Origin of the sequence: Mesorhizobium sp. B2-4-3 (assembly GCF_006442815.1) — a bacterium.
In the GTDB taxonomy this organism is placed as follows: domain Bacteria; phylum Pseudomonadota; class Alphaproteobacteria; order Rhizobiales; family Rhizobiaceae; genus Mesorhizobium.
In genome coordinates this window covers 145,155-170,514 of record NZ_VFVL01000010.1, presented here as the reverse complement: position 1 = coordinate 170,514, position 25,360 = coordinate 145,155, and the positions used below count along the sequence as shown (strand labels likewise).

The window sequence follows — 25,360 nt, the reverse complement described above, 5'->3', positions numbered from 1 at the left end:
GACCATCCGAATCATCCCCCTTCATTCCTGACCTACGGAATCACCAACCCGGTTCCGTGCAAAGCCCTCACAAGGGGAGAAGGTGAGTGCCGCTACTCCCTTGCAATGATCTCCTGGCCGTCGATGACCAGTCTCAAGCCCAGATTGCCGGCCTTGCGGCGGGCGAGGAAGCGCGGGCGGCGCATGGTGGAGACGCGGCCCTTGCGGCGCTCCTGCGGCGGCAGCGCCTTGATGGCGGCGCCGAGCGATTCTTCCAGCGTGCGGGCGATGCCGTCGGCCTCGATCAGCAGCATCGGCAGGCGATAGGCGTCGGCCCAGGCGCGCCAGTCGGCAGCGACGTCGTCGAGGTCGTCGGCGACCAGAAGCGGCACCGACAGCATCGGATCATTGTGCAGCAGTTCCAGCGTCACCGTGACATTGCCGTCCGGATCCTCCATGGCGCGCGCGGCGACGCCGCGGAACGCATTGGGGGGCAGTGCGATGATCGCCGGCACGCCGCTCATCTCCAGCACACGGCGGATGACCGCGCCGCGCTGGTCGATGGTGAAGGTCACATCGCCATAGTCGTCGCGGGTGGCATAGCTCACCATTTGCGGCAGGTGAAACGGGTCGAGACGCATGTTGCGTCCGGCCCAGACTGGCTTCAGCCCAGTGTTCATCATCAATGTCTTCCCTGTTATTCCTGAGGGCCGTTTTCCGGTTCTCTCAGGGCCGGTTTTTCCGGCCTCGTTATGGGAAGAAACATTAGCGCTCGCTTCTTACCGGCGCGCTTAAGAAAGTCGGTTAAATTTTGCTGATCTGAGCCGATGGTTATCGGAATGCGACCGGCCACCAGATAGGGGAAGGATCAGATAACCTTACCGGGATTCATGATGCTGGCCGGATCGAAGGCGGCCTTCACCCGCCGCATCAGGTCGATCGCCATCGGCGGCGCCGTGGCGATCAGCTCGTCGCGCTTCAACTGGCCGATGCCGTGCTCGGCCGAGATCGAGCCGTGGAAGGAGCGCACGACATCGTGCACCGCCATGTTCATGGGATGGTAGAGCTCGAGGAACGCCTCGTCCTGCCAGTCCACCGGACGCGAGATGTTGTAGTGAAGATTGCCGTCGCCCATGTGGCCGAAGCAGACGACGCGCGCGCCGGGGCAGACCCCCTCAACCACGCCGGCCGCCTTTTCGATGAATTCCGGGATCGAGGCGATGGGAACCGAGATGTCGTGCTTGATCGAGGCGCCCTCCGGCTTCTGGCATTCGGGGAGCGTCTCGCGGAAATTCCAGAAAGCGTCGCCCTGGGCAAGGCTTGCCGACACCACCGCGTCGCCGACGATGCCTTGCTCGAGGCCGGCTGAAAGAATCTCCTCGATCAGCGCCCTGCCGTCTTCTTCGGAACGGCCGGAAGAGACCTGCATCAAGACGTACCAGGGCCAGTCGTCGGCCAGCGGCCGGGTGATGCCCTGCCCGTGCTTGAGCGTGAAGTCATAAGGCCTTCTGGCGATCAGCTCGAAGGCGGTGAGCGAGGCGCCGGCCCGGTCCATCGCCAGGGTGAACAGCGAAAGCGCGTCGTGCGGGGACGACGGCAGGCCGGCAAAGGCGACCTCCCTGCCTTTCGGCTTCGGGAACAATTTCAGCACCGCGGCGGTGATGATGCCGAGCGTGCCTTCGGCGCCGACGAAAAGGTTCTTCAGATCGTAGCCGGTGTTGTCCTTCTTCAATTTGCGCAGGTCGTCGAACACCTCGCCGGTCGGCAGCACGACCTCGACGCCGAGGCAGAGCTCGCGCGCATTGCCGTAAGCAAGCACCCCGGTGCCGCCGGCATTGGAGGACAGATTACCGCCGATCTGGCAGGAGCCTTGGGCCGCGAGCGACAGCGGAAACAGCCGGCCGGCGGCGTCGGCCGCTTCCTGCAGCGTCTGCAGGATGACGCCGGCCTCGGCGGTCACCGTATTCGACAGGACATCGATCTCGCGGATGCGGTTCAGCCTGGACAGCGACAGCACGACGTCGTGGCCGGATTTGTCCGGCACCTGGGCGCCGACCAGCCCTGTATTGCCGCTTTGCGGCACGACCGGCGTTCCGGTTTCGGTTGCCAGACGCATGATGCGGCTCACTTCCTCGACGCTGCCGGGGCGCAGCACCAGCGATGTCCGGCCATGCCAAAGGCCACGCCGCTCGGTGATGTAAGGTCTGATGTCGGCCTGGTCGCGCAATGCATATTTGTCGCCGACGATGGCCGTGAAGCGGTCGATGAGGGCGGGATCGAGATCCAAGGGCTGGTCGTTCATGAAACAAACCCTAGGGCGCTCAGGCGGGCTTGTCACGCGGCGCGGCGGCGCGGGCGAGCCGGTCGTTGATCGCCTCGCCCAGGCCCTCCAACGGGATCGGCTCGACGGCGATGGTCGCGGCGCCGACGCGGTCGAGCGCCTGCATGAAGGCGAACAGATTGCTGGCCGCCTCGCGCAGGTCGCCCGCCTCGGAGAGGTTGCGCAGCGCAACGGCGTGCGCCCAGCCCTCGGCGCGGTTGCGGCCGAACGCAAGCAAAGCCTCGCCTTCGGCAATTTTTCCGACATTGAGCCGCATCGCGGCGCCCGGCGCGTAATGCGAGGCAAGCATGCCAGGCGCCTCGATGCCGCTCGCGCCGCGCGACAATTTCGCGCCGGCCACCGCCTCGATCTCCTCGGCGCCGATGCCGCCGGGCCGCAGCAACCGCAGCCTGCCGTCCTCGACTTTGACGATGGTCGATTCGAGCCCGACAGGCGTCGCGCCGCCATCGACGACCAGCCTGATCCTGTCACCGAGATCGGCGGCGACCGCGCCTGCCGTCGTGCCGCTGATCTTTCCGGAGGAATTGGCGCTGGGGGCCGCGAGCGGCCGGCCGAGCCGCGCGATCAGGCCGCCGCCGAACCCGCGCGGCATGCGCAGCGCGATCGTGTCCAGCCCCGCGGTGACCAGCGGATGGATGCCGCTGTCCGCCCGGTGCGGCAGCACCAGCGTCAGCGGGCCGGGCCAGAAGGCCTCGGCCAATCTTGCCGACAGCGGATCGAAGCCGGCGATACGGTCCGCCATGGCGCGATCCGCGACATGGGCGATCAGCGGGTTGAAGCGTGGCCGGCCCTTGGCCTCGAAAATGCGCGCCACGGCGACGCCGTTGGTGGCATCGCCGGCCAGGCCATAGACCGTCTCGGTCGGGATGGCGACGACGTCGCCGCCTTCGAGCAACGCCAAGGCCCGCTCCAGAGCCTCGCCGATCGCCAGCATCTCAGCCAAATTCGCCACCAATCCTGATGCATGTTGCCCAAAAGTGTGCAGCGGTTTTGGGACAACAACATGCATGAAACAAAACCTAAAGCGCGTCGATTGAATCCGTTTCAACGCGACGCGCTTTAGACATGCCGGTCCCGTAATACGGCCGCTTGCATCGGGCAAGTGCGGGCATTGGCGATTTATCAATCCCTAAAATGTTAAGTTTCCAAGCAAGCCGGCTTCAATGTGCCGGCCCTAAGGTGCGGGTTTGATGTGGTTGCGGGCTGGGGAGTTCTTGTGATGCGTTTGCTTGGAGCGTTCGGTATCGGCCTTTTGGCGATGAACGGCGCGGCACATGCCTCGTCGATCGTCGTGGTCGGACCCTTGACCTCGACGCCTTCCGTAATCAGGCTGAATGCGATCGAGCCGACCAAGCTGTCCGCGGCCTCGGCGCCGTCGATGATAGCGCTTGGCGACCCTATGCCCGCAGTCACCGACGAAAAGGTCGCGGCAATCCCCGAGAAATCCGGGCACCAGCAGGCCCCGATGATCATTCGCGGCGGCATTGTCGGCGGCGCTTTCGCAACGCCGGCGGCGACAGCGTCGGCCAAGCCCGCGACACCGGCAACCACACCCGCCGCCACCGCGCCGGCAAACGGCACATCACCGGCAACGCCGGCGAACGGCGCTGCATCAGCTTCGAACGGCAGCGGCAAAACCGCCGCCCAGCCAGGCGCGACAGCCGATGCGCAGCCACAGGCGCAGCCGCAAGAGTCACAGCCGCGCGTCGGCAAGGCGATGTAGGTCACATTGGATCCGGCCTTGGTGTGCTAGGCGCTTAACTCTATCCGATCCCCGTCATGCGGATCGGGCACGGCGGCGCCATGAGCAGCTCGACGGGGCGCGCCATCGTCAATGGCGAGCCGCTGATCGAGGTCGAGGTCTATCCGGACAGCGTGCGGGTCAGCATCGTGGAAGCCTGACTAGTGGCACTCACAGGGATTTTGACCGGTCGGCTTCGGTAGGCTTTGTTTGCGTTGGCAGGTGGCACGCGTTGGAGATTGGCCGAAACGCCCATCGCGATCGTCATTCTAGGGCGGAGCAGGAGCGAAGCTCCGTCGCGAAGACCCTAGAATCCATGCCGTCACCTTCGCCAAGGCGTGCAACGGAGCAAAATTCTGCACTGTGGCGGCGCTTCCAAGTCACGGCATGGATTCTATGGTCTGCGCCGCGTCGCTTCGCTCCTTGCTCCGCCATAGAATGACGACGTTGGGGGGGCGGCTTCAACCAATCCCCGGCGTTTGCGCCGATTTCACGCAAATGAATGGAAAATCTTGCACCAAGACAAACGGCAACCTTTCAAAATCCCTGTGCAGTGGCACTAGTCAGCTTCTGAAGATTGATGGGGTCAATCTTCCTGGAAGACTGACGAGCTTGACGAAAAAGGGCGACGCATGACGCGCCGCCCCTCCTGCTCACACGACAGGGGACGGCTCAGGCCGCTTGTTCCTTGTCGTCATCATCGTCGTCGTCTTCATCGTCCTCGCCATCTTCATCCTCGTCGTCGGACTCATCGTCGCCCGAGGCTTTGGCTTCTTCGTCGGAGTTATCGTCTTCGTCGTCGGCGTCATCGTCGTCGCCGTCTTCATCCTCGTCTTCCGACTCGTCGTCGGCCGAGGCAGTGGCCTCCTCGCCGTCTTCGTCATCTTCCTCATCGTCCTCGGACGGATCGGCAGATTCGACTGCCGCTGCGGCGGCGTGGTCGAGGAGGTTTTCGGAAGCGGATTCGGTCGCCTCGGCGGCGGCCGGGGTCTCTTCAATCAGGTCGATATCGTCAACGGAATTCATGGCATGCCTCCGTGTTTGGGAACGTCTTATGGCGCGCCGCGGGAAACGATCTCGGGGAACGCGCCTTAAGTCTTGGTTGATGCATGTCGTTGCCCCAGAACCGCTCGGCGATTCTGGACGACATGCATCCTTGTCCCATGCGGAGGTCATCGCCGTGTGACTGTAAGCCGGCTCCGGCGCATTAAATTTCGGGCGCCGAATTGTCGAGGAATGCCCGCATCCTAGCGAATGCGGGCAAGTTGAAAGGCGCGATTTTTGCCCTGTCAGCCGACGATTTTTGCCCTGTCAGCCGACGATTTTTGAAAAATCCGCGACCTGATCGGTGGCGGCGCGGATGCGGGCGAGCAGCGCCAGACGGTTGGCGCGCACGGCCTGGTCCTCATCATTCACGAGAACGCCCTCAAAGAATGAATCAACCGGTTCGCGCAACACGCTAAGCGCCAGCATGGCGGCGGAAAAATCTTCATTTTGAATTGCTTGGCCGGCTTCTTTCTCGGCCTGATTCACCGCGGCATAGAGCCTATTTTCCACTTCCTCGCGGAACAATGCCGGCTCAACGGTCTCGGCGACCAGCGTTTTCTTCTTCTCCTCGGCGGCGAGAATGTTGGCCGCGCGCTTGGTGCCGGCGAGCAGGTTCTTGCCCTCCTCGGTGTCGAGCAGGGAACCCAGCGCCTCGACGCGGCGGACGATCTGGAGGAGGTCGTCATTCGGCGATTGGCCGATCTCCCCCCTTGTGGGGGAGATGCCCGGCAGGGCAGAGGGGGGCGCGACAGAATGAGAGGCCGGCGGGACAGCGCCCCCCTCTGTCGGCTTCGCCGACATCTCCCCCACTAGGGGGGAGATCGGGCGCGAACCGGCTGACAACACAGCATCGATCAGGTCATGCGGTGCACCGCTTTCGCGCAGATAGACTTTCAGGCGGTCGTGGAAGAAGGCGAGGAGATCGGACGACTGATCCGCGCCGCCTTTGAAGTTTGCAAAGGCCTTGGCGAAAACAGACGTCAGCGCCAGACGAATACGATTCTCGATGAGTATCCTGACCACGCCAAGCGCAGCGCGCCGCAGGGCGAACGGATCCTTCGAGCCGGTCGGCTTTTCATCGATCGCCCAGAATCCGATAAGCGTGTCGAGCTTGTCGGCGAGCGCCACCGCAACCGAGACCGGATCAGTCGGCACGCGGTCGGATGGGCCTTGCGGTTTGTAGTGCTCCTCGGCGGCCGCGGCCACGGATGCATGCTCGCCCTGCAGCAGCGCGTATTTGCGGCCCATGGCGCCCTGCAGTTCCGGAAACTCGCCGACCACTTCGGTCTGCAGATCGGCCTTGGCGAGCACCGACGCGCGAGCGACCAGCGCGCTATCGGCGCCGACGACCGGGGCCAGCTCTTGCGCCAGCCGCTTGATACGTTCAACGCGCGCGCCCTGCGTGCCGAGCTTGGCATGGAAGGTGACGTTGAGATGATCGAGGCGCGCCATGCGCTGGTCGAGCGGCTTCTTCAAATCCAGGTCGAACTTCGCCGCCGATTCCGCGAGCTGGTCGAGGTCCGGCAGATCGCCCTGGTCGGTCTTCCAGAAATAGAGCGCGTCGGACAGGCGGGCGCGCACCACCTTGCCGTTGCCGTAGGCGATTTCCTTGCCGCCGTCGCTCGCCTCGACATTGGCGACCGGGATGAAGCGGTTCGACAGGTCCTCGGCCGCGCCCTGCGGCCGGGTGACGAAGCACTTCTGGTTGGCGCGGATGGTGAGGCGGATGACTTCGCCCGGAATGGTGAGGAAATCCTGCTCGAACTCGCCCATCAGCACGACCGGCCATTCGACCAGCCCGGAGACTTCCTCCAGCAGGCCCTCGTCCTCGACGAGATCGAGGCCGTTGGCAAAGGCGATGTTGCGGGCATCGGCCAGTATGATCTCCTTGCGCCGGTCAGCGTCGAGCACGACCTTGGCCGCTTCGAGCTTCGCGACATAGTCGTCGAAGCGGCGCACGGTGATCCCGCCCGGCGCATGGAAGCGGTGGCCATAGGTGACGTTGCCGGCGCGGAGGCCGTCGATCTCGAAATCGACCACAACCGGCTCCTCGGTCTCAGGGCCGAAGGTGCAGACGATCGACTGCAGCGGCCGCACCCAGCGCAGCGAGCCGGGTTTCGCCGAGGCCGGCCCCCAGCGCATCGATTTCGGCCAGGGGAAATTCCTGATGATGCCCGGCACCAGCTCGGCGATGATCTCTTCGGCCGCCCTGCCCGGCTTCGCGATATGGGCGACGTAGAAGTCGCCCTTCTTCGGGTCGGAATGGACATGCGCCTCGGCGATCGATGACAGGCCGGCCTTGCGCAGGAAGCCCTGCACCGCCTGCTCGGGCGCCGTGGTCGACGGCCCCTTGATCTCCTCGCGGATGTCCTTCGAACGCGCGGTCAGGCCCCTTATGTCGAGCGTCAGGCGCCGCGGCGTCCAATATTCACGCGCCGCCTCATAGGTCAGACCCGCCTCGACCAGGCCGTCGGTCAGCATCTTCCTGAGGTCGCCGGCAGCCTTGCGCTGCATGCGGGCGGGAATCTCCTCGGAGCGAAGTTCCAAGAGCAGGTCGGGCATAGTTAAGCTCCCCACCCCCCCCATGATGGGGAGGGTCGGCGCGCAGCGCCGAAACGAATGCGCGGGAAATAGCAACTCGGCCGGCCGCTGTCACCCCGCAAGCAGACCGCCTCCTCGACCGATTTCGCGGAATTTTTCGACCCGCTGTCGGAACGGCGCGGCGCCACCCGTCCTTGGAGCAGAACTTCCCGTGAACCGAACGCTGCGCTGAAGCGACAAACGCTCAGGCAGAGACCTACTGGCTGAACGACGATGAAGACGGCATCGAGAACCCTGCAGATCCTGGCGCTCAGCGCCTGCTTCGCCGCCCAGGCGCATGGCGCGATCACGATGCCGGGGATCAGGCAGGCCATGCGCACGATCGACAGCGCATCGGCGCAGATCGTGTTGCCGGCCGGCGCGGCCACCCAGACCGCGAAAGCCGTATCGGCTTAAGCCGCCGCCAGCCCGCCGGCCCGCGTCTTGAGGAACGCCTCACCGCAAGCCTTGGCCAGGTTGCGCACGCGCAGGATGTAGCTTTGCCGCTCGGTCACCGAGATCACGCCGCGCGCGTCGAGCAGGTTGAAGACATGGCTTGCCTTGATGCACTGGTCGTAAGCCGGAAAGACCATGCGGTGCATCGCCAGATTGTCGCTCGGCTTGGGCGTGCCGGCATCGAGCAGCGCCTTGCATTCGGCCTCGGCGTCCTCGAAGTGTCTCAACAGCATCGCGGTGTTGGCGAATTCGAAATTGTGGCGCGAATATTCCTGCTCGGCCTGCAGGAAGACGTCGCCGTAAGTGACCTTCTCGGCGCCTTCGCGGCCGTTGAAGTTCAGGTCGTAGACATTGTCGACGCCCTGCACATACATGGCGAGCCGCTCCAGGCCGTAGGTCAGCTCGCCCGCCACCGGCGCGCATTCGATGCCGCAGACCTGCTGGAAATAGGTGAATTGCGACACTTCCATGCCATCGCACCAGCACTCCCAACCGAGCCCCCAGGCACCCAGCGTCGGGCTTTCCCAGTCATCCTCGACGAAGCGGATGTCATGCAGCAGCGGATCGATGCCGATCGCCTCGAGCGAGCCGAGATAGAGCTCCTGCAGGTTCGGCGGATTGGGTTTCAGGATCACCTGATACTGGTAATAATGCTGCAGGCGGTTCGGGTTTTCGCCATAGCGGCCGTCCTTCGGCCGGCGCGACGGCTGGACATAAGCGGCGTTCCAGCGCAGCGGACCCAGCGCGCGCAAGGTGGTCGCCGGATGGAAGGTGCCGGCGCCGACTTCCATGTCGTAGGGCTGCAGGATGAGGCAACCATAGTCCGCCCAGTAATTGTGCAAGGTCAGGATCAGCCCCTGGAAGGAGCGGCTGGGATGCATGTGAGCGGGGATCTCGATGGTCACGGCGGCCTCGGAAAGCGCAGGATGACGCTTCCCTAGTTGCCGGGCCGGCAAGCGTCAAGGCGGCGCCCCGCATCCGGCGAGGTTGAACGCTTTGCGTGGGGCTGGCCCATTGCCGGCGAACCGCGGCGATCCTTTGCTTCGCCCCAGCTTCAACAACGAAGGTTCAGCCATGTCCGGTCAACTCACCGTCCGACCCATAGCAAGGCAGGATTACGAGCAGTGGCTGCCGCTGTGGGACGGCTACAACGCGTTTTACGGGCGCTCCGGCCCGACGGCGCTTGCCGGCGAGATCACGCAGATGACCTGGTCGCGTTTCTTCGACGCCTATGAGCCGGTGCATGCGCTGGTGGCCGAGCGCGAAGGCAAGCTTCTCGGTCTCGTGCACTATCTCTATCATCGCTCGACAACATCGATCGCGCCGAGCTGCTATCTGCAGGATCTCTTCACCACGCAAGCCGCGCGCGGCCAGGGCGTCGGCCGGGCGCTGATCGAAGGCGTCTACGAACGCGCTGGCCAAGCGGGCGCGAACCGCGTCTACTGGCTGACGCATGAGACGAACCGTACGGCGATGCAGCTCTACGACAAGGTCGGCGAGAAGTCCGGGTTCGTCGTCTACAGAAAGATGTTCTAATTTCTCGACATAGGAATTTGAAAGGCCGCTGTTTGTCGGCGCGCAAGATTTTCGCCGGTCATTTCCGTGAAATCGGCACAAAAGCTGAGATGGCTGAAGCCGCCCGAACCTCGTCATTCCAGGGCGGAGCAGCCGCGAAGCGGCGTCGCGCAGACCCTGGAATCCATTCCGTGACCTTGATCGAAGAGTGCAGCGGAGCAGAATTCTGCATCGTTGCAACGCCTTAAGGTCACGGCATGGATTCTATGGTCTGCGCGACGCCGCTTCGCTCCTTGCTCCGCCATAGAATGACGATCGCGATGGGCGTTTCGGCTAAGAGGCCAACCCCAAACGAAAACGGGGCTCGACGAGCCCCGCATTCTTGAACGTCGACGAAAGTCGCTCAGCCTTTCGGCGCGGGCGTCGGGTCCGGCTTTACCTTGGGGGTTTCCTGCGCTGTGTTGGATTCGATCGGCGGCAGGCCCTTGAGCAGCTTCTGCTGCAAGGTGGCGAGCACATCGGGGTCCGGCTTCAGGTCGCGCGCCTGCGTCCACTGATAGGTGGCCTCGAGCTTGCGGCCGACGCGCCAGTAGGCGTCGCCGAGATGGTCGTTGAGGACCGGATCCTCCGGCTTCAGCGAGACGGCGCGCTCCATCTCGCGCACGGCGTCGTCGAAGCGGCCCATGCGGAAATAGGCCCAGCCCAGCGAATCGACGATGTAGCCGTCGTTCGGCCGCAGATCCACGGCCTTCTGGATCATCGCCAGGCCTTCCTTGAGGTTCATGTTCATGTCGACCCAGGAATAGCCGAGATAGTTCATGACCTGCGGCTGGTCGGGCTGCAGCTCCAGCGCCTTGCGGAAATTGGGTTCCGCCTTCGGCCATTCCTTCAGCCGCTCATAGGCGATGCCGCGCTGGTAGAAGATGTTCCAGTTGGCGGCGGTCGGCGTCTTCAGCTGCTCGACGGCCTTGTCGTAGAGACTGGCGGCCGAGCGGAAATCTTCCTTCGAGCCATAGACGCCGCCAAGCGCCAGATAGGCGCGCATGTCCTCCGGATGCCTGTCGAGATAGGCCTTGAGATGCGAAATCGCTTCGTCATGCTTGTCGAGATCGGCAAGGTTGAGGCCGATCTGCAGGTCGGAGAGCTCTTTGAGCGGCGAGGACGCCGGAATACGGCGGTATAGCGCGACCGCGCCTTCGCCGTCCTTGAGCTGCTCGGCAACGGCGGCAAGCTGCACCAGGGCCGCGTCGCTGTCGGGCTTCAGCGCCAGCGCATATTGCAAATAGAGGCGCACGAAAGGCTCGCCGCCGCCGCGGTTGAGCGCGGTGGCAAGGTCGAGCAGGATTTCGGAGGCGCCGTCGGCCGGGCCGGCGACAAGCGGCTCGATCTTGTCGCCCTTGGCGATGCGGTCGCGCAGCGTGGTGATTTCGAGCTTGCCCGGCGCAAAGGCCTCGGCCTGGTTCAACACCGCCAGCGCCTTCGACTTGTCGCCCTTGCGGGCGAGGAACGAGGCATAGGCCTGGGCGTTGCGCATCCAGGTTTCGGGGGCGGAGCCGCCGGCCGTGGTATCGGCCATGGTGGCGGCGTAGATCTCGTCGGCCTTGTCGTTCAGGCCGGCGGCGTCGGCGATCAGCGCGCGGTGGAACGATTTGAACAGGCCGAACCAGTCCGGGCCCTTGAGCTTGTCGATGGAATCCATGGCCTCGGACGCGTTGCCGGCGCCTTCCTTGGCCCAGCCGTCCATGACGCCCGAGAGCAGCCGGTCGAGATCGGATTCGAGCGAGAGCTTCAACCAGTACTGCGCCTTGGCGTAGTCCTTCTTGTGGAAGGAATCGATGGCCAGCGCGAGGCGCGAGAAGCGCTCGACATCCGGCACTTCCTTCAGCTTGTCGGCATAGACCAGCGATTCCTCGAAGCGGCCTTGGGCGACCAGAGCCAGCATCAGGCTCTGCTGCAATTCCTTGTCGTCCGGCGCAAAGGCCAGCGCCTGCTTGTAATAGGCGATCGCATCGTCGAGGTCATTGTCGCTTTCGGCGATATGAGCCGCGAGATAGGCGCCAGAGAAAGACGTGATCTGGAGCGGTCGGGCCTCTTCCTTGGCCTGGACCGGCAGCACCCAAAGCGCCACACCGGTCAAAAATGCCAGCCTCGTCAGCCAGCGCGCACGTCCTTGCCGCATCGTATCCCTTTCAGCCAGACGCGATCCCGCCCTTGGAGGACCGCCCATAGACTCGATCTTTTCCGGTCAAAGCATGGCCTTTTTGGGGTCGGGCTTCAATCGCCGAGCGAATCACAATGCAATCATCCGGCTTAAAAAACGATGCCGCGCCAGCGGAAAGTCCCGCGCGGAGGCCCGGACGCCCATATGCGGCATCGGATTGCCTACAGGTAGGTATCGCTGAATCCGCCGGCGGCAACCGCGTCGCACAGGCCGGACCATTCGCAGCCGGAGCACGCTTGGCGCGTCAGGCCGGCCGAAAAGGCCTTGCGCATCGCCGCCAGGCCGGTGGCGTCAAGCACGAACCGATCCCCGGCCTCGATCGGCCGGCCGAGGAAAGCGCCGATATCGCGCGCCGCCATCCGGTCCCGCTCGGCGGCGCTTTGGCGCAGGCAATGCGGCTCCGGCTCGCCGAGCAGCGGGGCGCAGATGTCGTCCGGACCGGCAACGATCACCACCCCCTCGCCCTCGCCGAGCCGCTTCACCACCTCGTCGTAGTTGGCGGTGAAGGTCGGCGAGTAGCCCTTGCCGACATAGGTCAGCAGGCAGAGCAAATGATGGGCGCGCAGCCTGACGGTCATCGCGTGTCGGGATCGATTATCAGCCTCGCAGCTTACCGGGGATCGGCCGACCTATTGCCCGAAAACAGCTTCAGCGTCGCCGCGCCCAGCGCCGACTTGAGCAGGCCGCCGACGATGAAGGGCAGGAAGCCGAAGGTGACGGCCTTCTCGGCGCCGATCATGACGGCGAGCCAGGCGGTGCCGAGAACCAGGCAAAGCAGGTTGCCGATGAGCATGGCGGCGAAGGCGAGCATGACGCGGTTGCCGTTCCAGCCGCGTTCGGCCAGCCAGCCGACAACGGCGCCGACGACTGGGAAGGCGAAGAGATAGCCGCCGGTCGGACCGAAGAAATGCTCAACGCCAGCGTCGCCGCCTGCAAGAACCGGGAAGCCGGCGGCGCCCTCGACGAGCCAGGCGGCGATTGTGAGCGCACCGAAACGCCAGCCATAGAGGGCGCCGACCAGCGTCACGGCGAAGGTCTGCATGGTGACCGGAACCGGCACCATCGGCACCTCGATATAGGAGGACAGCGCCAGGAACAGCGAGCCGAGGATGACGGCGCCGATCTGCCAGGCGAGCGAACGGCTGTGCAGCCGCAGTGGGCTGAAGGAGGGCTTGTGGGTCGAAACGGCTGCGTTGGTCACGATGTCTTCCTTGGCTTGCGTGAAATTATAGATAATTTTTTGACTTCATCTATTATCGAATCCATATTTTGAAACGAATGGCAAGCGCCTGCCTCAAATTCGTCATTCCAGGGCGGAGCAGGGAGCGAAGCGACGCGCGCAGACCCTGGAATCCATTCCGTTACGCGGGCCGAAGAATGCAGCGGTGCAGAAGGCGACCGTCTACGATGGCGCACCGGTGCCATTGTCTGGTTCGCCTTGAAGCTCATAGGTCACGGAATGGATTCTAGGGTCTGCGCTGCGTCGCTCCGCTCCTTGCTCCGCCCTAGAATGACGAGGCTGAGAGGTCTCGGCCAATTGCCAATTGCCAATTGCCAATCGCCGAACCTACCCCACGATGGCGAAGGCGTCGCGGGTCTTGCCGGAGGCGGTCTTGACGGGCTTCTGGCCGATCCATTGCACGTGACGCCCGAGGGTCGCGGCGGCCGCTTCGGGGTTGCCTTGTCTCAGCGCGCTCAGGATCGCCCGATGATCCTGGTCGGTGCGAGTTTCCCACTCCGAGCGCCAGGCCGCGAACAGGAAACGAGCGCTCGCCGCGTGCAGGTCGTCGATGGTGGAAAGCAGGCGCGGCATGTTGCAGGGCGCCAGGATCAGCCGGTGGAAAGTGCGATTGGCCTCTTCCCAGGAGCGCACGTCGCGGGATTTGTCGCCGGCCTTGGTCGCCTCCTCGGCCAGGTCGAGGATCGACGCCGTCAGATGCGGCGCGGCATGGCGCAGCGCCAGCACTTCGAGCGCCGCCCGCATCTCGGCCACCTCCCTGACCTCGCCGAGATCGAAAGAAGCGACGCGCACGCCGCGCCTAGGCTCGCTGATCGCCAAGCCTTGCGCCTCGAGGCGGCGGAAAGCCTCGCGCACCGGGACATGGCTGGTGTTGAATTCCTCGGCGACATGGTCCTGGCGCAGCCGCGAGCCGGGCTCTATGGCGCCCGAAATGATGCGGTCCGCCAGTTCCTTGCTGATGCGGACGGCGATCGTGTCTTCTGTGCTGGCCATATTTATAGATAATTTGCCGGACCGCCCTTTGTCGAGACGGCCCAGCGTGGGATTCACAAGCGCCCTGTCCGGCGGATGCAAGGCAAGTCCCGAGAAGACAGACAGGCTCAGTTGACGCGGCTGATGCAAAAATCGATGACGTCGATCAGCGCCGATTTCTGCAGCGTCGCCTCCAGCGGCGCCAGCGCGTCGCGGGCAATCTCGCCGAAATGGCGGGCGCGGCCGATCGTGTCGGCGATGGCGCCGTGGCGGGCCATCAGGCCGATTGCCTTTTCGAGCCCGGCATCGTCGGCGACATTGTCCTCGATAGCGCGCTTCCAGAAGGTGCGCTCGGCCTTGGTGCCGCGCCGGTAGGCGAGGATCACCGGCAGCGTCACCTTGCCCTCGCGGAAATCGTCGCCGACATTCTTGCCGAGATCCTTGCTCGAGCCGCCATAGTCCAGCGCGTCGTCGATGAGCTGGAAGGCAAGGCCGAGATTCATGCCGTATGAGCGCAGTGCCGCGCGATCCGTGCGCGAGGCCTGGGCGATAACCGGCCCGACTTCCGCAGCGGCCGAAAACAGCGCCGCGGTCTTGGCCTTGATGACGGCGAAATGCTCATCCTCGGTGGTCTCGAGGTTCTTCGCGGCGGCAAGTTGCATCACCTCGCCCTCGGCGATGATGGAGGCCGCGGCCGACAGGATGTCCAAGGCTTCCAGCGAACCGACCTCGACCATCATGCGGAAAGCCTGGCCGAGCAGGAAGTCGCCGACGAGCACGCTCGCCTGGTTGCCCCAGATCATGCGCGCCGTCTTCTTGCCGCGGCGCAGCGCGCTCTCGTCGACCACGTCGTCATGCAGAAGCGTCGCCGTGTGCATGAACTCGACCGCCGTGGCGAGCTTGACATGGCCTTCGCCGGAATAGCCGAACATCTGCGCGGCGGCGAGCGTGAGCATGGGCCTGAGTCGCTTGCCGCCGGACGAGATCAGGTGGTTGGCGATCTCCGGGATCATCTCGACGTCGGAGCCGGCCTTGGACAGGATCAGCTCGTTGACCCGCCCCATGTCGGCCGCCGTCAGATCGATCAAATCCTTGATGGAAGCGGGTTCCCGCTTGCCTTCGATGTTGAGGACGACACCCACCACGACAACTCCCGTCTCTTTAACGCGCACGAGTTAACGCGCACGACGGCACCCATAATCCCGCTCCGACTCTAGGGCGGCACAACCGGGCACGGCAAGAGGCGAATTGGCGCGGCTTTGCCGACGGTGTGTCCACCCGCACGTTTACACGAACGCCGCAACCTGCGATTTTCGTTCCATGATCGAGCTTGTCCGCACCAACGACGCCGTCGTGATCTCCTTTGTCGAATCGCTGATGCGCGACGCCGGCATCGCCTGTTTCGTCGCCGACCAGAATATGAGCGTGCTCGACGGCTCGCTCGGCATCCTGCCGCGGCGGGTGATGGTCGATGCCGAGAAAGTCGATGCGGCGCGCCGCATCCTCAAGGATGCCGGCATCGAGAACGAGATCCGCAAAAAATAATGGCAGCCAGGACCGCCCCCGTCCCGGATACGCCGGCGCACACGGTCGATGCCTTCCATCGCGGGCGCTTCTGGCTGGTGCAGCCGAGCCGGGGCGGTCATCGCGCCGGCATGGACGCCATGATGCTGGCGGCCGCCGTGCCGTCCGGCTTTTCCGGCCGGCTCGCCGATTTCGGCGCGGGCGCGGGTGCTGCGGCCCTTGCCGTGCTGTCGCGCTGCCCGGCGGCGCGGGCAGTGCTCGTCGAACGCTCGGCCGAGATGGCCGGGTTCGCCGCAGCCACGCTTTCGCATCCCGGCAATGCGCATCTCGGCGACCGCGCTTCGGTGCTGACGGCCGACGTCACCCTGGCCGGCCGGGCGCGTGCTGAAGCCGGCCTTGCCGACAACCAGTTCGATTTCGTCATCATGAACCCGCCGTTCAACGCGGCGCAAGATCGCGCCACCCCCAACGCGTTGCGCAGGGAGGCGCATGTCGTCGAGGACGGGCTGTTCGAGCGCTGGATCAGGAGCGCCGCCGCCGTCGCCAGGCCGCGCGGCGGGCTGGCCGTCATCGCCCGGCCCGAGCAATTGGTCGCCATCCTCGATGCGATCGACGGGCGCTTCGGCGATGCCGAGATGCTGTGCGTGCATCCACGGCCGGACGCGGCGGCGATCCGCATCGTCGTCAGGGCAGTGCTCGGCGCGCGTGGAAAACTGTCGATCCGCCCGCCGCTCATCTTGCACGGACCGTCGGGCAACGCGCCGGCGGAGCGGACGGAAATGATCAATAACGGCCTGGCATCGCTGTTTGGCGATTGATCCTTGAAGCGCGTCGCGTTGAAATGGATTCTAGCGACGCGCTTCAAGTTTTTGTTTTATGCATGTCTTTTTCGCAAAACCGCTGCACACTTTTGCGCGACATGCACTGGCTGGCGATGCGGCATTGCCGTTGGCCGGCGAGTTCCTTACATGCCCAAAGCAAGCCGACGCCGCCCGTGAAACAGACCAACCGACCTGATCTCATCTTGCTGCTTTGCAAATCGACCGGAGACATTCCTTCGTGAAACGCCTCTTCAACCGCCTGCTGCCGAAATCCTGGCGCTCGACAGTCGTCACCATTCCGGTCATCCGGCTGCAAGGCGCCATCATGGCGGGCGGCGGCCAATTCCGGCCGAGCCTGTCGCTTGCCTCGACGGCCGGCCTGATCGAAAAGGCATTCAGCTTCGATGCGCCGGCGGTTGCCATCTCGATCAATTCGCCGGGCGGCTCACCGGTGCAGTCGCGGCTGATCTTCAAGCGCATCCGCGACTTGGCGGTGGAAAAGAACAAGAAGGTGCTGGTCTTCGTCGAGGACGTCGCGGCTTCCGGCGGCTACATGATCGCGGTCGCCGGCGACGAGATCTTCGCCGACCCGTCGTCGATCGTCGGCTCGATCGGCGTGGTCTCGGCCTCGTTCGGTTTCCCCGAGTTGATGAAGAAGATCGGCGTCGAGCGGCGTGTCCACACCGCCGGGCAGAACAAGGCCGTGCTCGATCCGTTCAAGCCGGAGAAGAAGGAAGACGTCGAGCGGCTGAAGGCACTGCAACTCGACGTGCACGAGACCTTCATCGAGCTCGTCAAGGAGCGGCGCGGCAGCAAGCTGAAGGACGACCCGGACCTGTTCACCGGCCTGTTCTGGACCGCCAAGCGAGGCCTCGAGCTCGGCCTTGTCGATGCGCTGGGCGATATGCGCGGCGTGCTCAGGACGCGTTTCGGCGACAAGACGCAGCTCAAGCTGATCACCGCGCCGCGCGGGCTTTTCGGCCGATTCGGCCTGTTCGGCTCGCGTGTTTCGGCACCCGATATCGCGGCGGCGGCCGCCAGCGGCGTCCTCGATGCGGCGGAAGAGCGCGCGCTATGGGCGCGCTTCGGGCTTTGAAAAAGCCATGAATGCGGCTAGCATGGCCGCTTGACCGACCCATTCGGCCGGCCTTGCCGCGAGGACGCGGGAGGAGTTTTAGAGATGCCGCAGATCATTTTCTTCGCTGTTGTCGGCGCCGCCGCTTACTTTGGTTACCGCGCTTTCGTGCGCGAGGCCGAACGCGTGACGGCCAAGATCCGGCGCACCGAGAAACAGGCGGCGAACGGCACGATGGGCACGCTGGTCAAGGACCCCAAGACCGGCGAATACCGTCTCGCCAAGGACTGATCCCATCTCGCCAGCAGCCGACATTCTGGAGCCCGGCACAGAGGTCCGGACGTGGCTTGCACCTGCCAAGATCAACCTGGCGCTGCATGTCACCGGACGGCGCGCCGACGGCTACCATCTCATCGACAGCCTTGCCGTCTTCACCCGCTTCGGCGACCGGCTGGAGATCGAGCCGGCGGAAGAGGATGAATTCTCGGTGTCCGGCCGCTATGCCGCCGGGCTGCCGCTCGACGGCGACAATCTGGTGGTGAAGGCACGCGATGCCTTGCGCCGGGAAGCCGGCGCCCAGCATGCGCCGCCGGTTGCCATCAAGCTGGAGAAGAACCTGCCGATCGCTTCCGGCGTCGGCGGCGGGTCGAGCGACGCGGCGGCCGCGCTCAATGCTCTGGCGCGGCTCTGGAAGCTCGATATCGACGACAATTCGCTGGCGCGGATCGGGCTTTCGCTCGGTGCCGACCTGCCGATGTGCCTCAAATCAAAGCCGCTGATTGCACGCGGTGTCGGCGATGAGGTCTCGCCGCTGCCCGCCTTTCCGGCGCTTGGCCTCGTTCTGGTCAATCCGGGCGGCGCCGTCTCGACACCGGACGTGTTCAAGGCGCTGGCCAGCCGCGACAACGACGCGCTGCCGCCGCTGCCGAAGCGCCTCGACTTCCACACGATCCGCAATTGGCTCGAGACGACCCGCAACGATCTCGAGGCGCCCGCCCGCTCGATTCAGCCGGCGATCGGCGAGGCGCTCAAGGCGCTCAAGCGCGCCGACGCCGCCTTCACGCGCATGTCCGGCTCGGGCGCCACATGTTTCGGCCTGTTCGAGACCGGCAATGTCGCCAAGCGCGCGGCGATCGAGATCCGCGGCCGCCATCCCGACTGGTTCGTCGCCGCGACGCGCAGCATGGAAGTGACCGATGGCGAAGCTTGACGAGAGCCGGCCCTTCATCCCGGTGCGCATCGCCGTGCTGACGGTTTCCGATACGCGCAGGCTTACCGACGACAAGTCCGGCCAGACGCTGGCCGACCGCATCACGGAAGCCGGCCATACGCTTGCCGCCCGCGACATCGTCACCGACGACCGCGAAAAGATCCGCGACAAGGTCCTCGGCTGGTCGAAGGACGAAAACATCGATGTCGTCATCACCACCGGCGGCACCGGCTTCACCGGCCGCGACGTGACGCCTGAGGCGCTGGAGCCAATCTTCGAAAAGCGCATGGACGGCTTTTCGGAAGTCTTCCACCGCATCTCCTACGACAAGATCGGCACCTCGACGATCCAGAGCCGGGCGACTGGCGGCGTCGTCAACGCCACCTTCGTGTTCGTGCTGCCGGGCTCGCCCGGCGCCTGCAAGGATGCCTGGGACGGCATCATCAAGGCGCAGCTCGACTACCGGCACATGCCCTGCAACTTCGTCGAGATCATGCCGCGGCTGGACGAGCATCTCAGGCGCGGCGGCAAGCCTGCCTCGTAACCGCAGTCAAAGTGAGCGACCGGCATCCGGTTCGCAGGCGAAATGCCGCTGGCGCCTGCGGGCAGCCATTTCGAAGCCGGCACCGGCCAAGTATCTTGTGCCGCGAACAAGGAACAATCCGCCATGACCGTTCACAGCGGCGGCTGCCATTGCGGCAACATCCGCCTGAGCTTCTCCACCGCGCTTGATCCCGCCGGACTGGAAATTCGCGCCTGCCAGTGCTCGTTCTGCACCCGGCACGGCTCACGCGCGGCCGCCGATCCGAACGGCAGGCTGGTGGTCTCGGTCGAGGACAGGCATCGCTTGCGGGCCTACCGCTTTGGCCTGCGCACCGCCGACTATCTTCTGTGCGGCGAGTGCGGCGTCTATGTCGCGGCAATCGCCGGCGAGGGTGACGATGCGAGAGCGATCGTCATCGTCAACGCGCTTGACGATCGCGAGTTGTTCTCCCGCGAGCCGGTCGCCGTTCGGTTCGATGCCGAGACGCGCGAGCAGCGTGTCGCCAGGCGCCGCAGGGCCTGGATGCCCGTCGAAATCAGAGGGACCTAACTGGGCAGGGACAGCGCTTCTTCCTTCTCCCACAAGGGGGAGCCTGCATCACTTCGGCGGAGCCACCCAGATTTCGGCGTTCAGCCTTCTGGCGGCAAGGCCGCGCGCCAGGGCCTCGGCGCCGCGCGCGCTCTTTGCCAGGGCCGAGGCCTGACGCTTGCTGATGACAAGACCCTCGGCCAGCGCGCGGTTGCCCGAAAAGACGCGGGCCAGGAAAGGCGCGCGGTCGGCCCGGGCACGTGAAAACCGCGCCGGCATGGTTTGCTTCGCCGCGTGCGCCACCACCTCGTCGATCCATCCGTCGGCAAGCCGCGCGCCGGGTTCCAGAAAAAGCAGCCAATCGCCCTTGGCCTGGCCGATGCCGGCGCCGATCCCGCCGGTCACATAATGGCAGCCGGCATGCTCGGCCACCCGATGCGTCTGGTCGGTCGAGCCCTGATCGCAGACGATCACGTCGCGCACCACGCCCTCGACCGCGCCGCCGACCAGCGAGGCGAGCGTACGGGCAAGACCCTCTTCGTCGTTGCGGGTTTCGATGAGAACGCTGAGCATTCTTAGCCGAATAGAGCAATTCCAGGAAAAGTGTGAGCGGTTTTCCGTCCGGAATTGCCTCGGAACAAGGAGATGGAGCGGTTCGCCGTTTCCGTTAAACGGCAAGCCGCTCCGGAAAGCCGCGACTTGCGCCAGTCACGGATCCGCCGAAAAAGTTCTTGCTTTGTTCTCTTCGGCGAAATAGGAATAGTTTCATGAACAGAGCGATTCGACAGCCTGCCGACAGTCCCTGGGAGAGGGCGAAAATGGAACAGATCGTGCGCGCCGACATTGCCGCTTTCGGAGCCGGCCGAGCCGAGATGGCAAATGCCATGATCGAGCAGAGCGGCATGCGCGTGCGGCCCGACCGCAATCGCGGCCGCTCGGCCGGCATCAACCCGTCCGGCCGGTTCGAGCCGGTCAGCCGGCATGTGTTCGACGACGGCTGGAACTCGCTGGAGGAGCTGCCGCCGTTCAAGACGGAAGTGCAGGTCGAGAAGCCGCGCACGATCATCACCCGCAACGAGTCGCCGGACATTTCCTTCGACCGTTCGATCAACCCCTATCGCGGCTGCGAGCATGGCTGCGTCTATTGCTTCGCCAGGCCGACGCATGCCTTCATGGGCCTGTCGCCGGGGCTCGATTTCGAATCGAAGCTGTTTGCCAAGCCGGATGCGGCGCGCATGCTGGACCGGGAGTTGTCGAAGCCCAGCTACCAGCCGCGCACGATCGCCATCGGCACCAACACCGACCCCTATCAGCCGATCGAGAAGCAATACTGCATCATGCGCGAGATCCTGGAAGTGCTGGAGGCGCGCGGCCATCCGGTCGGCATCGTCACCAAGTCTGCGCTGGTGACGCGCGACATCGACATCCTGTCGCGTATGGCCGAGCGCGGCCTTGCCAAGGTGGCGCTGTCGGTGACGACGATGGACCGCATGCTGGCGAGAACGATGGAGCCGCGCGCGTCGACGCCGACGAAACGGCTGGAGGCGATCCGCCAACTTTCGGATGCCGGCATTCCGGCATCGGTGATGGTGGCTCCGATCATCCCCGGCCTCACCGATCCGGAGATGGAACGCATCCTCGATTCGGCTAGAGCCGCAGGGGCCCGGGAGGCCGGCTACGTCATCCTGCGCCTGCCGCTCGAAGTGGCTCCGATCTTCAAGGACTGGCTGCTGCGCCATTATCCCGACCGCTACCGGCATGTGATGTCGTTGATCCGCTCGATGCGCGATGGCAAGGATTACGATTCCGAATGGGGCAAGCGCATGAAAGGCGCCGGTCCCTATGCCTGGCAGATCGGCCGGCGCTTCGAGATCGCCGCCAAGCGGCTCGGCCTCAATGTCGAGCGGCGGCAGTTGCGCACCGACCAATTCGTCGCAGGTTCGGGCGCCAGCGAGCAGTTGATGCTGCTTTGACACCTGCGCCGGCCGTGACGGGCCGGCGCTAAGCAATTCCAGGCAAAGCGGTTTTCGGTCTGGAATTGTCATCCTTTTCAAGAATCCCGTCCGGCCACTGTCCCCCGGCCGCGAGACGGTGCCTTCCCGGTCCGACGCCCCATCCGACCCGGAAGGCCTTGCGGAGAATCGGAGCCGATGCGAACCTCGCCGCACCATGGCTCGCGCGCGTTCCGATTCTCCGCTTCTCTTTGAAATGGTCGAGAAGCCCGACTTCTCGATCGAGACGAAGGCGATGGCCGACGGGCTGTGGCCGATTGCCGGCATGGACGAGGCCGGCCGCGGTCCGCTCGCGGGTCCGGTGGTGGCCGCCGCGGTGGTGCTCAACCCCGCCAACATTCCCGAAGGGCTCGACGATTCCAAGCGCCTCACCCATTTGCAGCGCGAGGCGCTGTTTCTCAAGATTCTCGGCTCGGCGCTCAGTGTGTCGATGGCCTCGATCAGCGCCGAAGGCATCGACAACAGCAACATCCTGAAAGCGAGCCTCGAAGCGATGCGCCGCGCCGCCGCCGGCCTGTCCTTGCAGCCGAAGCTCGCTTTGGCCGACGGCCGCGACATTCCGCCAGGTCTCGCTTGCGAAGGCCGCGCGCTCATCAAGGGCGACCAGCGCTCGCAATCGATCGCCGCCGCCTCGATCGTCGCCAAGGTGATGCGCGACCGCATGATGTGCGGCTGCGGCGGACATCACGAGCACTACGGCTTCGAAGTGCATATGGGTTATGCGACGGTCCGCCACCGCACCGCGATCGAGGCGCATGGGCCGGTGGCAAGGCTGCACCGCGCCTCGTTTGCGCCGTTCAGGCTGGGTGGCGCTGAGGCGGCGGAAGAGGAAGAGGGCTTCGCCGGGCTGGAGTAGTTAGCTGATCTCCCCCCTCGTGGGGGAGATGTCCGGCAGGACAGAGGGGGGCGCTGTCCCGCCAGCCTGTCCGGCTTTGGTGGGATGGGCCGAACCCCGCGCTTCGTCATCCTCGGGCTTGACCCGAGGATCCATTCCGTGACCGACCCCGTAGGGTGCTACGGTGCAGAATTCTATAACCGCCGCAACGCCTTAACGTCACGGCATGGATTCTAGGGTCTGCGCGCGTCGCTTCGCTCCTTGCTCCGCCCTAGAATGACGACCGAGACGCCGCGATCCTTCGCGCCCCCCCTCTGCCCTGCCGGGCATCTCCCCCACGAGGGGCCCAGGAGGGGGAGATTGGCAGCTTCAGCGCCGCGCTTTTTTCAAATAACAAAAAAGCCGCCGGGTTGCCCAGGCGGCTTTCGATTTCGAAGCTTCGAAGTCGGCTCAGTTCAGCTTGGCCTTCACGTCATCCAGCGCCGACTTGAACAGGTCCGCGCCTGCCTTGACGTCGACCTTGGCGGCGAGCAGCGCGCGGGCGGCCTCGACGGCGATGTCGACGGCCGAGGCGCGCACTTCGCTGACGGCCTCGCGTTCGGCCTGGCCGATCTTCTGCTCGGCAAGCGCGGTGCGCCGGGCGACATAGTCCTCGGTCTTCTTGGCCGCTTCGGAGGCAAGCAATTCAGCCTCGCGCTTGGCGGCGGCGACGATGTCGGCAGCCTCCTTCTCGGCTTCCTTGCGCTTCTGCTGATACTGACCGAGCAGTTGCTGGGCCTCTTCACGAAGCTTGCGCGCTTCCTCGAGCTCGGCGCTGATCTTGGCCGCGCGGGCGTCGAGCGACTTGGCGAGCATGCCCGGCACCTTCAGATAGATGATGGCGCCGAGGAAGATGATCAGGGCGACGGTGGCCCAGAGCGTGGCAAGTGATGTGGCGTCCATGATCCCGCTCCTCACCGGCTCGCGGATTTGACCGCGGCCGCGATCTCGGCCTTGTCGGTCTTGCCGCCGACAAGCGCCTCGACGATGGCCGACGTCGTATCCTCGGCAATCGTGCCGACTTCCTTCATCGCCTTGGCCTTGATTGAGGCGATGCTCGCCTCGGCCTCGCCAAGCTTCTTCTCAAGCTCGGCCTCGAGCTTCTTGCGCGTGCCCTCGGCTTGCGCCTTGGCGGCGTCGTTCGCCTGCTGGCCGATCTTGTTGGCGTTGACCTTGGCTTCCGCCAGTTCCTGCTCATAGGCAGCAACCGCGGCGTCCGCCTCGCCCTTCAGCCTTGCGGCATGGTCGAGGTCCTGGGTGATGCGGTCGTTGCGGACATCGATGATGCCGCCAAGACGCGGCATCACAACCCGCTTCAGGAACAAGTAGAAGAGCCCGAAGGTGATGACCAGCCACAGGATCTGCGACGGGAAGGTCTTGGCATCGAACGGCGGGAACGTTTCATGCTCCGCGGCAGGCACGGCGGTGCCCGCATGCGTATCGCCCTCGGCCGCGGCCGGCGCTGTTTCTTGCGCATAGGCAGATGTCACGAACATCTCATTCCCCTGTCCATGGAACGGGGCCGCACCATGCGGCCCCTTTCGTCAGCGCCGGCTCTTACTTGAAGACCAGGAGCAGAGCGATCAGGAGCGAGAAGATGCCCAGGGCTTCGGTCACGGCGAAGCCGAAGATCAGGCGGCCGAACTGGCCGTCGGCAGCCGACGGGTTGCGGAGCGCGCCCGAGAGATAGCTGCCGAAGATGTTGCCGAGGCCGATGCCCGCGCCGCCCATGCCGATGCAGGCGATACCAGCGCCGATAGCAGCTGCTGCAGTTGCGTCCATTTCAAAACTCCTGTGGTTTCTCTATTCGTTGCAGTTGGTACGTTGGGTAAGCTGGCGCCGGGGCGCCGGTGAAAATCAGTGGCTCGGGTGCAGCGCGTCGTTCAGGTACATGCAGGTCAGCACCGCGAACACATAGGCCTGCAGAAAGGCGACCAGCAGTTCGAGCGCAGAGAGCGCGACCGCCATGGCAAGCGGCAGCACCGAGCCGGCGATGCCGACGGCGCCAAACGCGCTCAGGCTGACGACGAAGCCCGAGAACACTTTGAGCGTGATGTGGCCGGCCAGCATGTTGGCGAAAAGACGAACAGAGAGGCTGACGGGCCGAGAGACGAAGGAGATGATTTCGATCGCCACCACCAGCGGCAGAAGATAGCCCGGCACGCCCTGCGGCACGAACAGCTTGAGGAAGCCGAAGCCGTGCTTGGCGAAGCCGTAGACGAGGACCGTGCCGATGACCAGGATCGCCAGCGTGAAGGTGACGATGATGTGGCTGGTGACGGTGAAGAAATAAGGGAACAGGCCGATCAGATTGGCGACCAGCACGAACATGAACAGCGAGAACACCAGCGGGAAGAACTGCATGCCCTGTTTGCCGGCGGCATCGCGCAGCATGTTGCCGACGAATTCGTAGGCCATTTCGGACACCGACTGCAGGCGACCCGGAATCAAGGCCCGGCTGGAGGTGCTCATATAGAGGAAGGCGGACGCCAGAACGATCGTCACGACCATGAACAGGGAGGAATTGGTGAAAGAGACGTCGTAGCCGCCGATATGCAGCGGGATGATCGGATGGATCTGGAACTGGTGGATCGGATCGACCTTGTCAGCAGCCACTTTGTATCCCCGTCAAAGCCACAACCGGCTTTAAGTTCACTTTAGCGCCCTGCGGCGCCTCGCT

General features: G+C 64.6%; 28 protein-coding genes. 12 read left to right on the top strand and 16 right to left on the bottom strand.

What is annotated here, in order from left to right; all coding sequences use genetic code 11:
* Window positions 1–92: 92 nt before the first annotated feature.
* The 3 genes from FJ956_RS13150 to FJ956_RS13140 form a co-directional block, all read right to left on the bottom strand.
* Window positions 93–659 (bottom strand): DUF6101 family protein, encoded by a 567-nt coding sequence (locus FJ956_RS13150; RefSeq protein ID WP_140675761.1) that lies wholly within the window; start codon window positions 657–659, stop codon window positions 93–95.
* Between the two features lie 188 nt (window positions 660–847).
* On the bottom strand, window positions 848–2,281 hold the full coding sequence (locus FJ956_RS13145; RefSeq protein WP_140675701.1) for an FAD-binding oxidoreductase: 1,434 nt from the start codon (window positions 2,279–2,281) through the stop codon (window positions 848–850).
* Between the two features lie 19 nt (window positions 2,282–2,300).
* On the bottom strand, window positions 2,301–3,263 hold the full coding sequence (locus tag FJ956_RS13140; RefSeq protein ID WP_246672035.1) for an L-threonylcarbamoyladenylate synthase: 963 nt from the start codon (window positions 3,261–3,263) through the stop codon (window positions 2,301–2,303).
* Between the two features lie 276 nt (window positions 3,264–3,539).
* On the opposite strand from FJ956_RS13140, the gene FJ956_RS13135 reads away from it, so the two are divergent.
* Window positions 3,540–4,043 (top strand): hypothetical protein, encoded by a 504-nt coding sequence (locus FJ956_RS13135; RefSeq protein WP_181170162.1) that lies wholly within the window; start codon window positions 3,540–3,542, stop codon window positions 4,041–4,043.
* A 690-nt stretch (window positions 4,044–4,733) separates the two neighbouring features.
* Here FJ956_RS13135 and FJ956_RS30495 read toward each other — a convergent pair.
* Entirely contained in the window at window positions 4,734–5,087 is a 354-nt protein-coding gene (locus FJ956_RS30495) for an ATPase (RefSeq protein ID WP_181170161.1), read from the bottom strand.
* A gap of 285 nt (window positions 5,088–5,372) precedes the next feature.
* On the bottom strand, window positions 5,373–7,670 hold the full coding sequence (glyS, locus tag FJ956_RS13125; protein ID WP_140675696.1) for a glycine--tRNA ligase subunit beta: 2,298 nt from the start codon (window positions 7,668–7,670) through the stop codon (window positions 5,373–5,375).
* A gap of 252 nt (window positions 7,671–7,922) precedes the next feature.
* On the opposite strand from glyS, the gene FJ956_RS13120 reads away from it, so the two are divergent.
* A complete protein-coding gene (locus tag FJ956_RS13120; protein ID WP_140675695.1) occupies window positions 7,923–8,105 on the top strand; it encodes a hypothetical protein in 183 nt (60 codons plus the stop codon).
* Here the strand turns inward: FJ956_RS13120 and FJ956_RS13115 are convergent.
* Entirely contained in the window at window positions 8,102–9,025 is a 924-nt protein-coding gene (locus FJ956_RS13115) for a glycine--tRNA ligase subunit alpha (protein ID WP_181170166.1), read from the bottom strand. The genes FJ956_RS13120 and FJ956_RS13115 overlap by 4 nt on opposite strands.
* 193 nt (window positions 9,026–9,218) lie before the next feature.
* Between FJ956_RS13115 and FJ956_RS13110 the strand changes: the two genes are divergently transcribed.
* On the top strand, window positions 9,219–9,680 hold the full coding sequence (locus tag FJ956_RS13110) for a GNAT family N-acetyltransferase (RefSeq protein ID WP_140675689.1): 462 nt from the start codon (window positions 9,219–9,221) through the stop codon (window positions 9,678–9,680).
* A gap of 382 nt (window positions 9,681–10,062) precedes the next feature.
* Here the strand turns inward: FJ956_RS13110 and FJ956_RS13105 are convergent, their stop codons facing one another.
* The 5 genes from FJ956_RS13105 to FJ956_RS13085 all read right to left on the bottom strand — a co-directional run bounded on the left by FJ956_RS13105 (window position 10,063) and on the right by FJ956_RS13085 (window position 15,234).
* Window positions 10,063–11,838, bottom strand: coding sequence for a tetratricopeptide repeat protein (locus tag FJ956_RS13105; RefSeq protein ID WP_140675686.1), 1,776 nt, complete (start codon window positions 11,836–11,838; stop codon window positions 10,063–10,065).
* Window positions 11,839–12,041: 203 nt separating this feature from the next.
* Window positions 12,042–12,458: a DUF1284 domain-containing protein gene (locus FJ956_RS13100; RefSeq protein ID WP_140675683.1), complete on the bottom strand. Its 417-nt coding sequence runs from the start codon at window positions 12,456–12,458 to the stop codon at window positions 12,042–12,044.
* Window positions 12,459–12,490: 32 nt separating this feature from the next.
* Window positions 12,491–13,081: a biotin transporter BioY gene (locus FJ956_RS13095; protein WP_140675680.1), complete on the bottom strand. Its 591-nt coding sequence runs from the start codon at window positions 13,079–13,081 to the stop codon at window positions 12,491–12,493.
* Window positions 13,082–13,447: 366 nt separating this feature from the next.
* Window positions 13,448–14,113 (bottom strand): GntR family transcriptional regulator, encoded by a 666-nt coding sequence (locus tag FJ956_RS13090; RefSeq protein WP_140675676.1) that lies wholly within the window; start codon window positions 14,111–14,113, stop codon window positions 13,448–13,450.
* A 107-nt stretch (window positions 14,114–14,220) separates the two neighbouring features.
* Window positions 14,221–15,234: a polyprenyl synthetase family protein gene (locus FJ956_RS13085; RefSeq protein WP_140675758.1), complete on the bottom strand. Its 1,014-nt coding sequence runs from the start codon at window positions 15,232–15,234 to the stop codon at window positions 14,221–14,223.
* A 178-nt stretch (window positions 15,235–15,412) separates the two neighbouring features.
* Here FJ956_RS13085 and FJ956_RS13080 point away from each other — a divergent pair, with 178 nt between their 5' ends.
* The 7 genes from FJ956_RS13080 to FJ956_RS13050 all read left to right on the top strand — a co-directional run bounded on the left by FJ956_RS13080 (window position 15,413) and on the right by FJ956_RS13050 (window position 19,815).
* Window positions 15,413–15,637: a DUF2007 domain-containing protein gene (locus FJ956_RS13080; protein WP_027164594.1), complete on the top strand. Its 225-nt coding sequence runs from the start codon at window positions 15,413–15,415 to the stop codon at window positions 15,635–15,637.
* Entirely contained in the window at window positions 15,637–16,434 is a 798-nt protein-coding gene (locus FJ956_RS13075) for a methyltransferase (RefSeq protein ID WP_181170160.1), read from the top strand. The genes FJ956_RS13080 and FJ956_RS13075 overlap by 1 nt, the downstream gene beginning before the upstream one ends.
* Window positions 16,435–16,675: 241 nt before the next feature.
* Window positions 16,676–17,533, top strand: a complete 858-nt coding sequence (locus tag FJ956_RS13070) for a S49 family peptidase (protein WP_140675673.1) — start codon at window positions 16,676–16,678, stop codon at window positions 17,531–17,533.
* Between the two features lie 84 nt (window positions 17,534–17,617).
* Window positions 17,618–17,803 carry a membrane protein gene (locus FJ956_RS13065; protein ID WP_027164591.1) on the top strand — a complete coding sequence of 62 codons (186 nt, stop codon included), beginning with the start codon at window positions 17,618–17,620 and terminating at the stop codon, window positions 17,801–17,803.
* 25 nt (window positions 17,804–17,828) lie between these two features.
* Entirely contained in the window at window positions 17,829–18,722 is an 894-nt protein-coding gene (locus FJ956_RS13060; protein WP_140675669.1) for a 4-(cytidine 5'-diphospho)-2-C-methyl-D-erythritol kinase, read from the top strand.
* Window positions 18,709–19,266, top strand: a complete 558-nt coding sequence (gene moaB / locus FJ956_RS13055) for a molybdenum cofactor biosynthesis protein B (protein WP_140675664.1) — start codon at window positions 18,709–18,711, stop codon at window positions 19,264–19,266. Before FJ956_RS13060 ends, moaB begins: the two co-directional genes overlap by 14 nt.
* Before the next feature lie 123 nt (window positions 19,267–19,389).
* A complete protein-coding gene (locus FJ956_RS13050; RefSeq protein ID WP_140675659.1) occupies window positions 19,390–19,815 on the top strand; it encodes a hypothetical protein in 426 nt (141 codons plus the stop codon).
* 48 nt (window positions 19,816–19,863) lie between these two features.
* Here FJ956_RS13050 and FJ956_RS13045 read toward each other — a convergent pair whose 3' ends face one another.
* Window positions 19,864–20,367: a glycosyltransferase gene (locus tag FJ956_RS13045; RefSeq protein ID WP_140645059.1), complete on the bottom strand. Its 504-nt coding sequence runs from the start codon at window positions 20,365–20,367 to the stop codon at window positions 19,864–19,866.
* Window positions 20,368–20,612: 245 nt separating this feature from the next.
* Between FJ956_RS13045 and FJ956_RS13040 the strand changes: the two genes are divergently transcribed.
* Together FJ956_RS13040 and FJ956_RS13035 are read left to right on the top strand one after the other, a co-directional pair.
* Complete coding sequence (locus tag FJ956_RS13040) at window positions 20,613–21,767, top strand: PA0069 family radical SAM protein (RefSeq protein ID WP_140675655.1); 1,155 nt, start codon at window positions 20,613–20,615, stop codon at window positions 21,765–21,767.
* A gap of 196 nt (window positions 21,768–21,963) precedes the next feature.
* Window positions 21,964–22,662, top strand: coding sequence for a ribonuclease HII (locus tag FJ956_RS13035; protein WP_140675652.1), 699 nt, complete (start codon window positions 21,964–21,966; stop codon window positions 22,660–22,662).
* A 429-nt stretch (window positions 22,663–23,091) separates the two neighbouring features.
* On the opposite strand, the gene FJ956_RS13030 is transcribed toward FJ956_RS13035, so the two are convergent.
* The 4 genes from FJ956_RS13030 to FJ956_RS13015 form a co-directional block, all read right to left on the bottom strand.
* On the bottom strand, window positions 23,092–23,583 hold the full coding sequence (locus FJ956_RS13030; RefSeq protein WP_140675649.1) for a F0F1 ATP synthase subunit B: 492 nt from the start codon (window positions 23,581–23,583) through the stop codon (window positions 23,092–23,094).
* An 11-nt stretch (window positions 23,584–23,594) separates the two neighbouring features.
* Window positions 23,595–24,176 carry a F0F1 ATP synthase subunit B gene (locus FJ956_RS13025; RefSeq protein WP_140675646.1) on the bottom strand — a complete coding sequence of 194 codons (582 nt, stop codon included), beginning with the start codon at window positions 24,174–24,176 and terminating at the stop codon, window positions 23,595–23,597.
* Between the two features lie 61 nt (window positions 24,177–24,237).
* The gene (locus FJ956_RS13020) at window positions 24,238–24,462 is read right to left on the bottom strand and encodes a F0F1 ATP synthase subunit C (RefSeq protein WP_027164582.1); all 225 of its coding nucleotides are present in this window, start codon (window positions 24,460–24,462) and stop codon (window positions 24,238–24,240) included.
* Window positions 24,463–24,537: 75 nt separating this feature from the next.
* Window positions 24,538–25,296, bottom strand: a complete 759-nt coding sequence (locus FJ956_RS13015; RefSeq protein WP_140675643.1) for a F0F1 ATP synthase subunit A — start codon at window positions 25,294–25,296, stop codon at window positions 24,538–24,540.
* Between the last annotated feature and the right edge of the window lie 64 nt (window positions 25,297–25,360).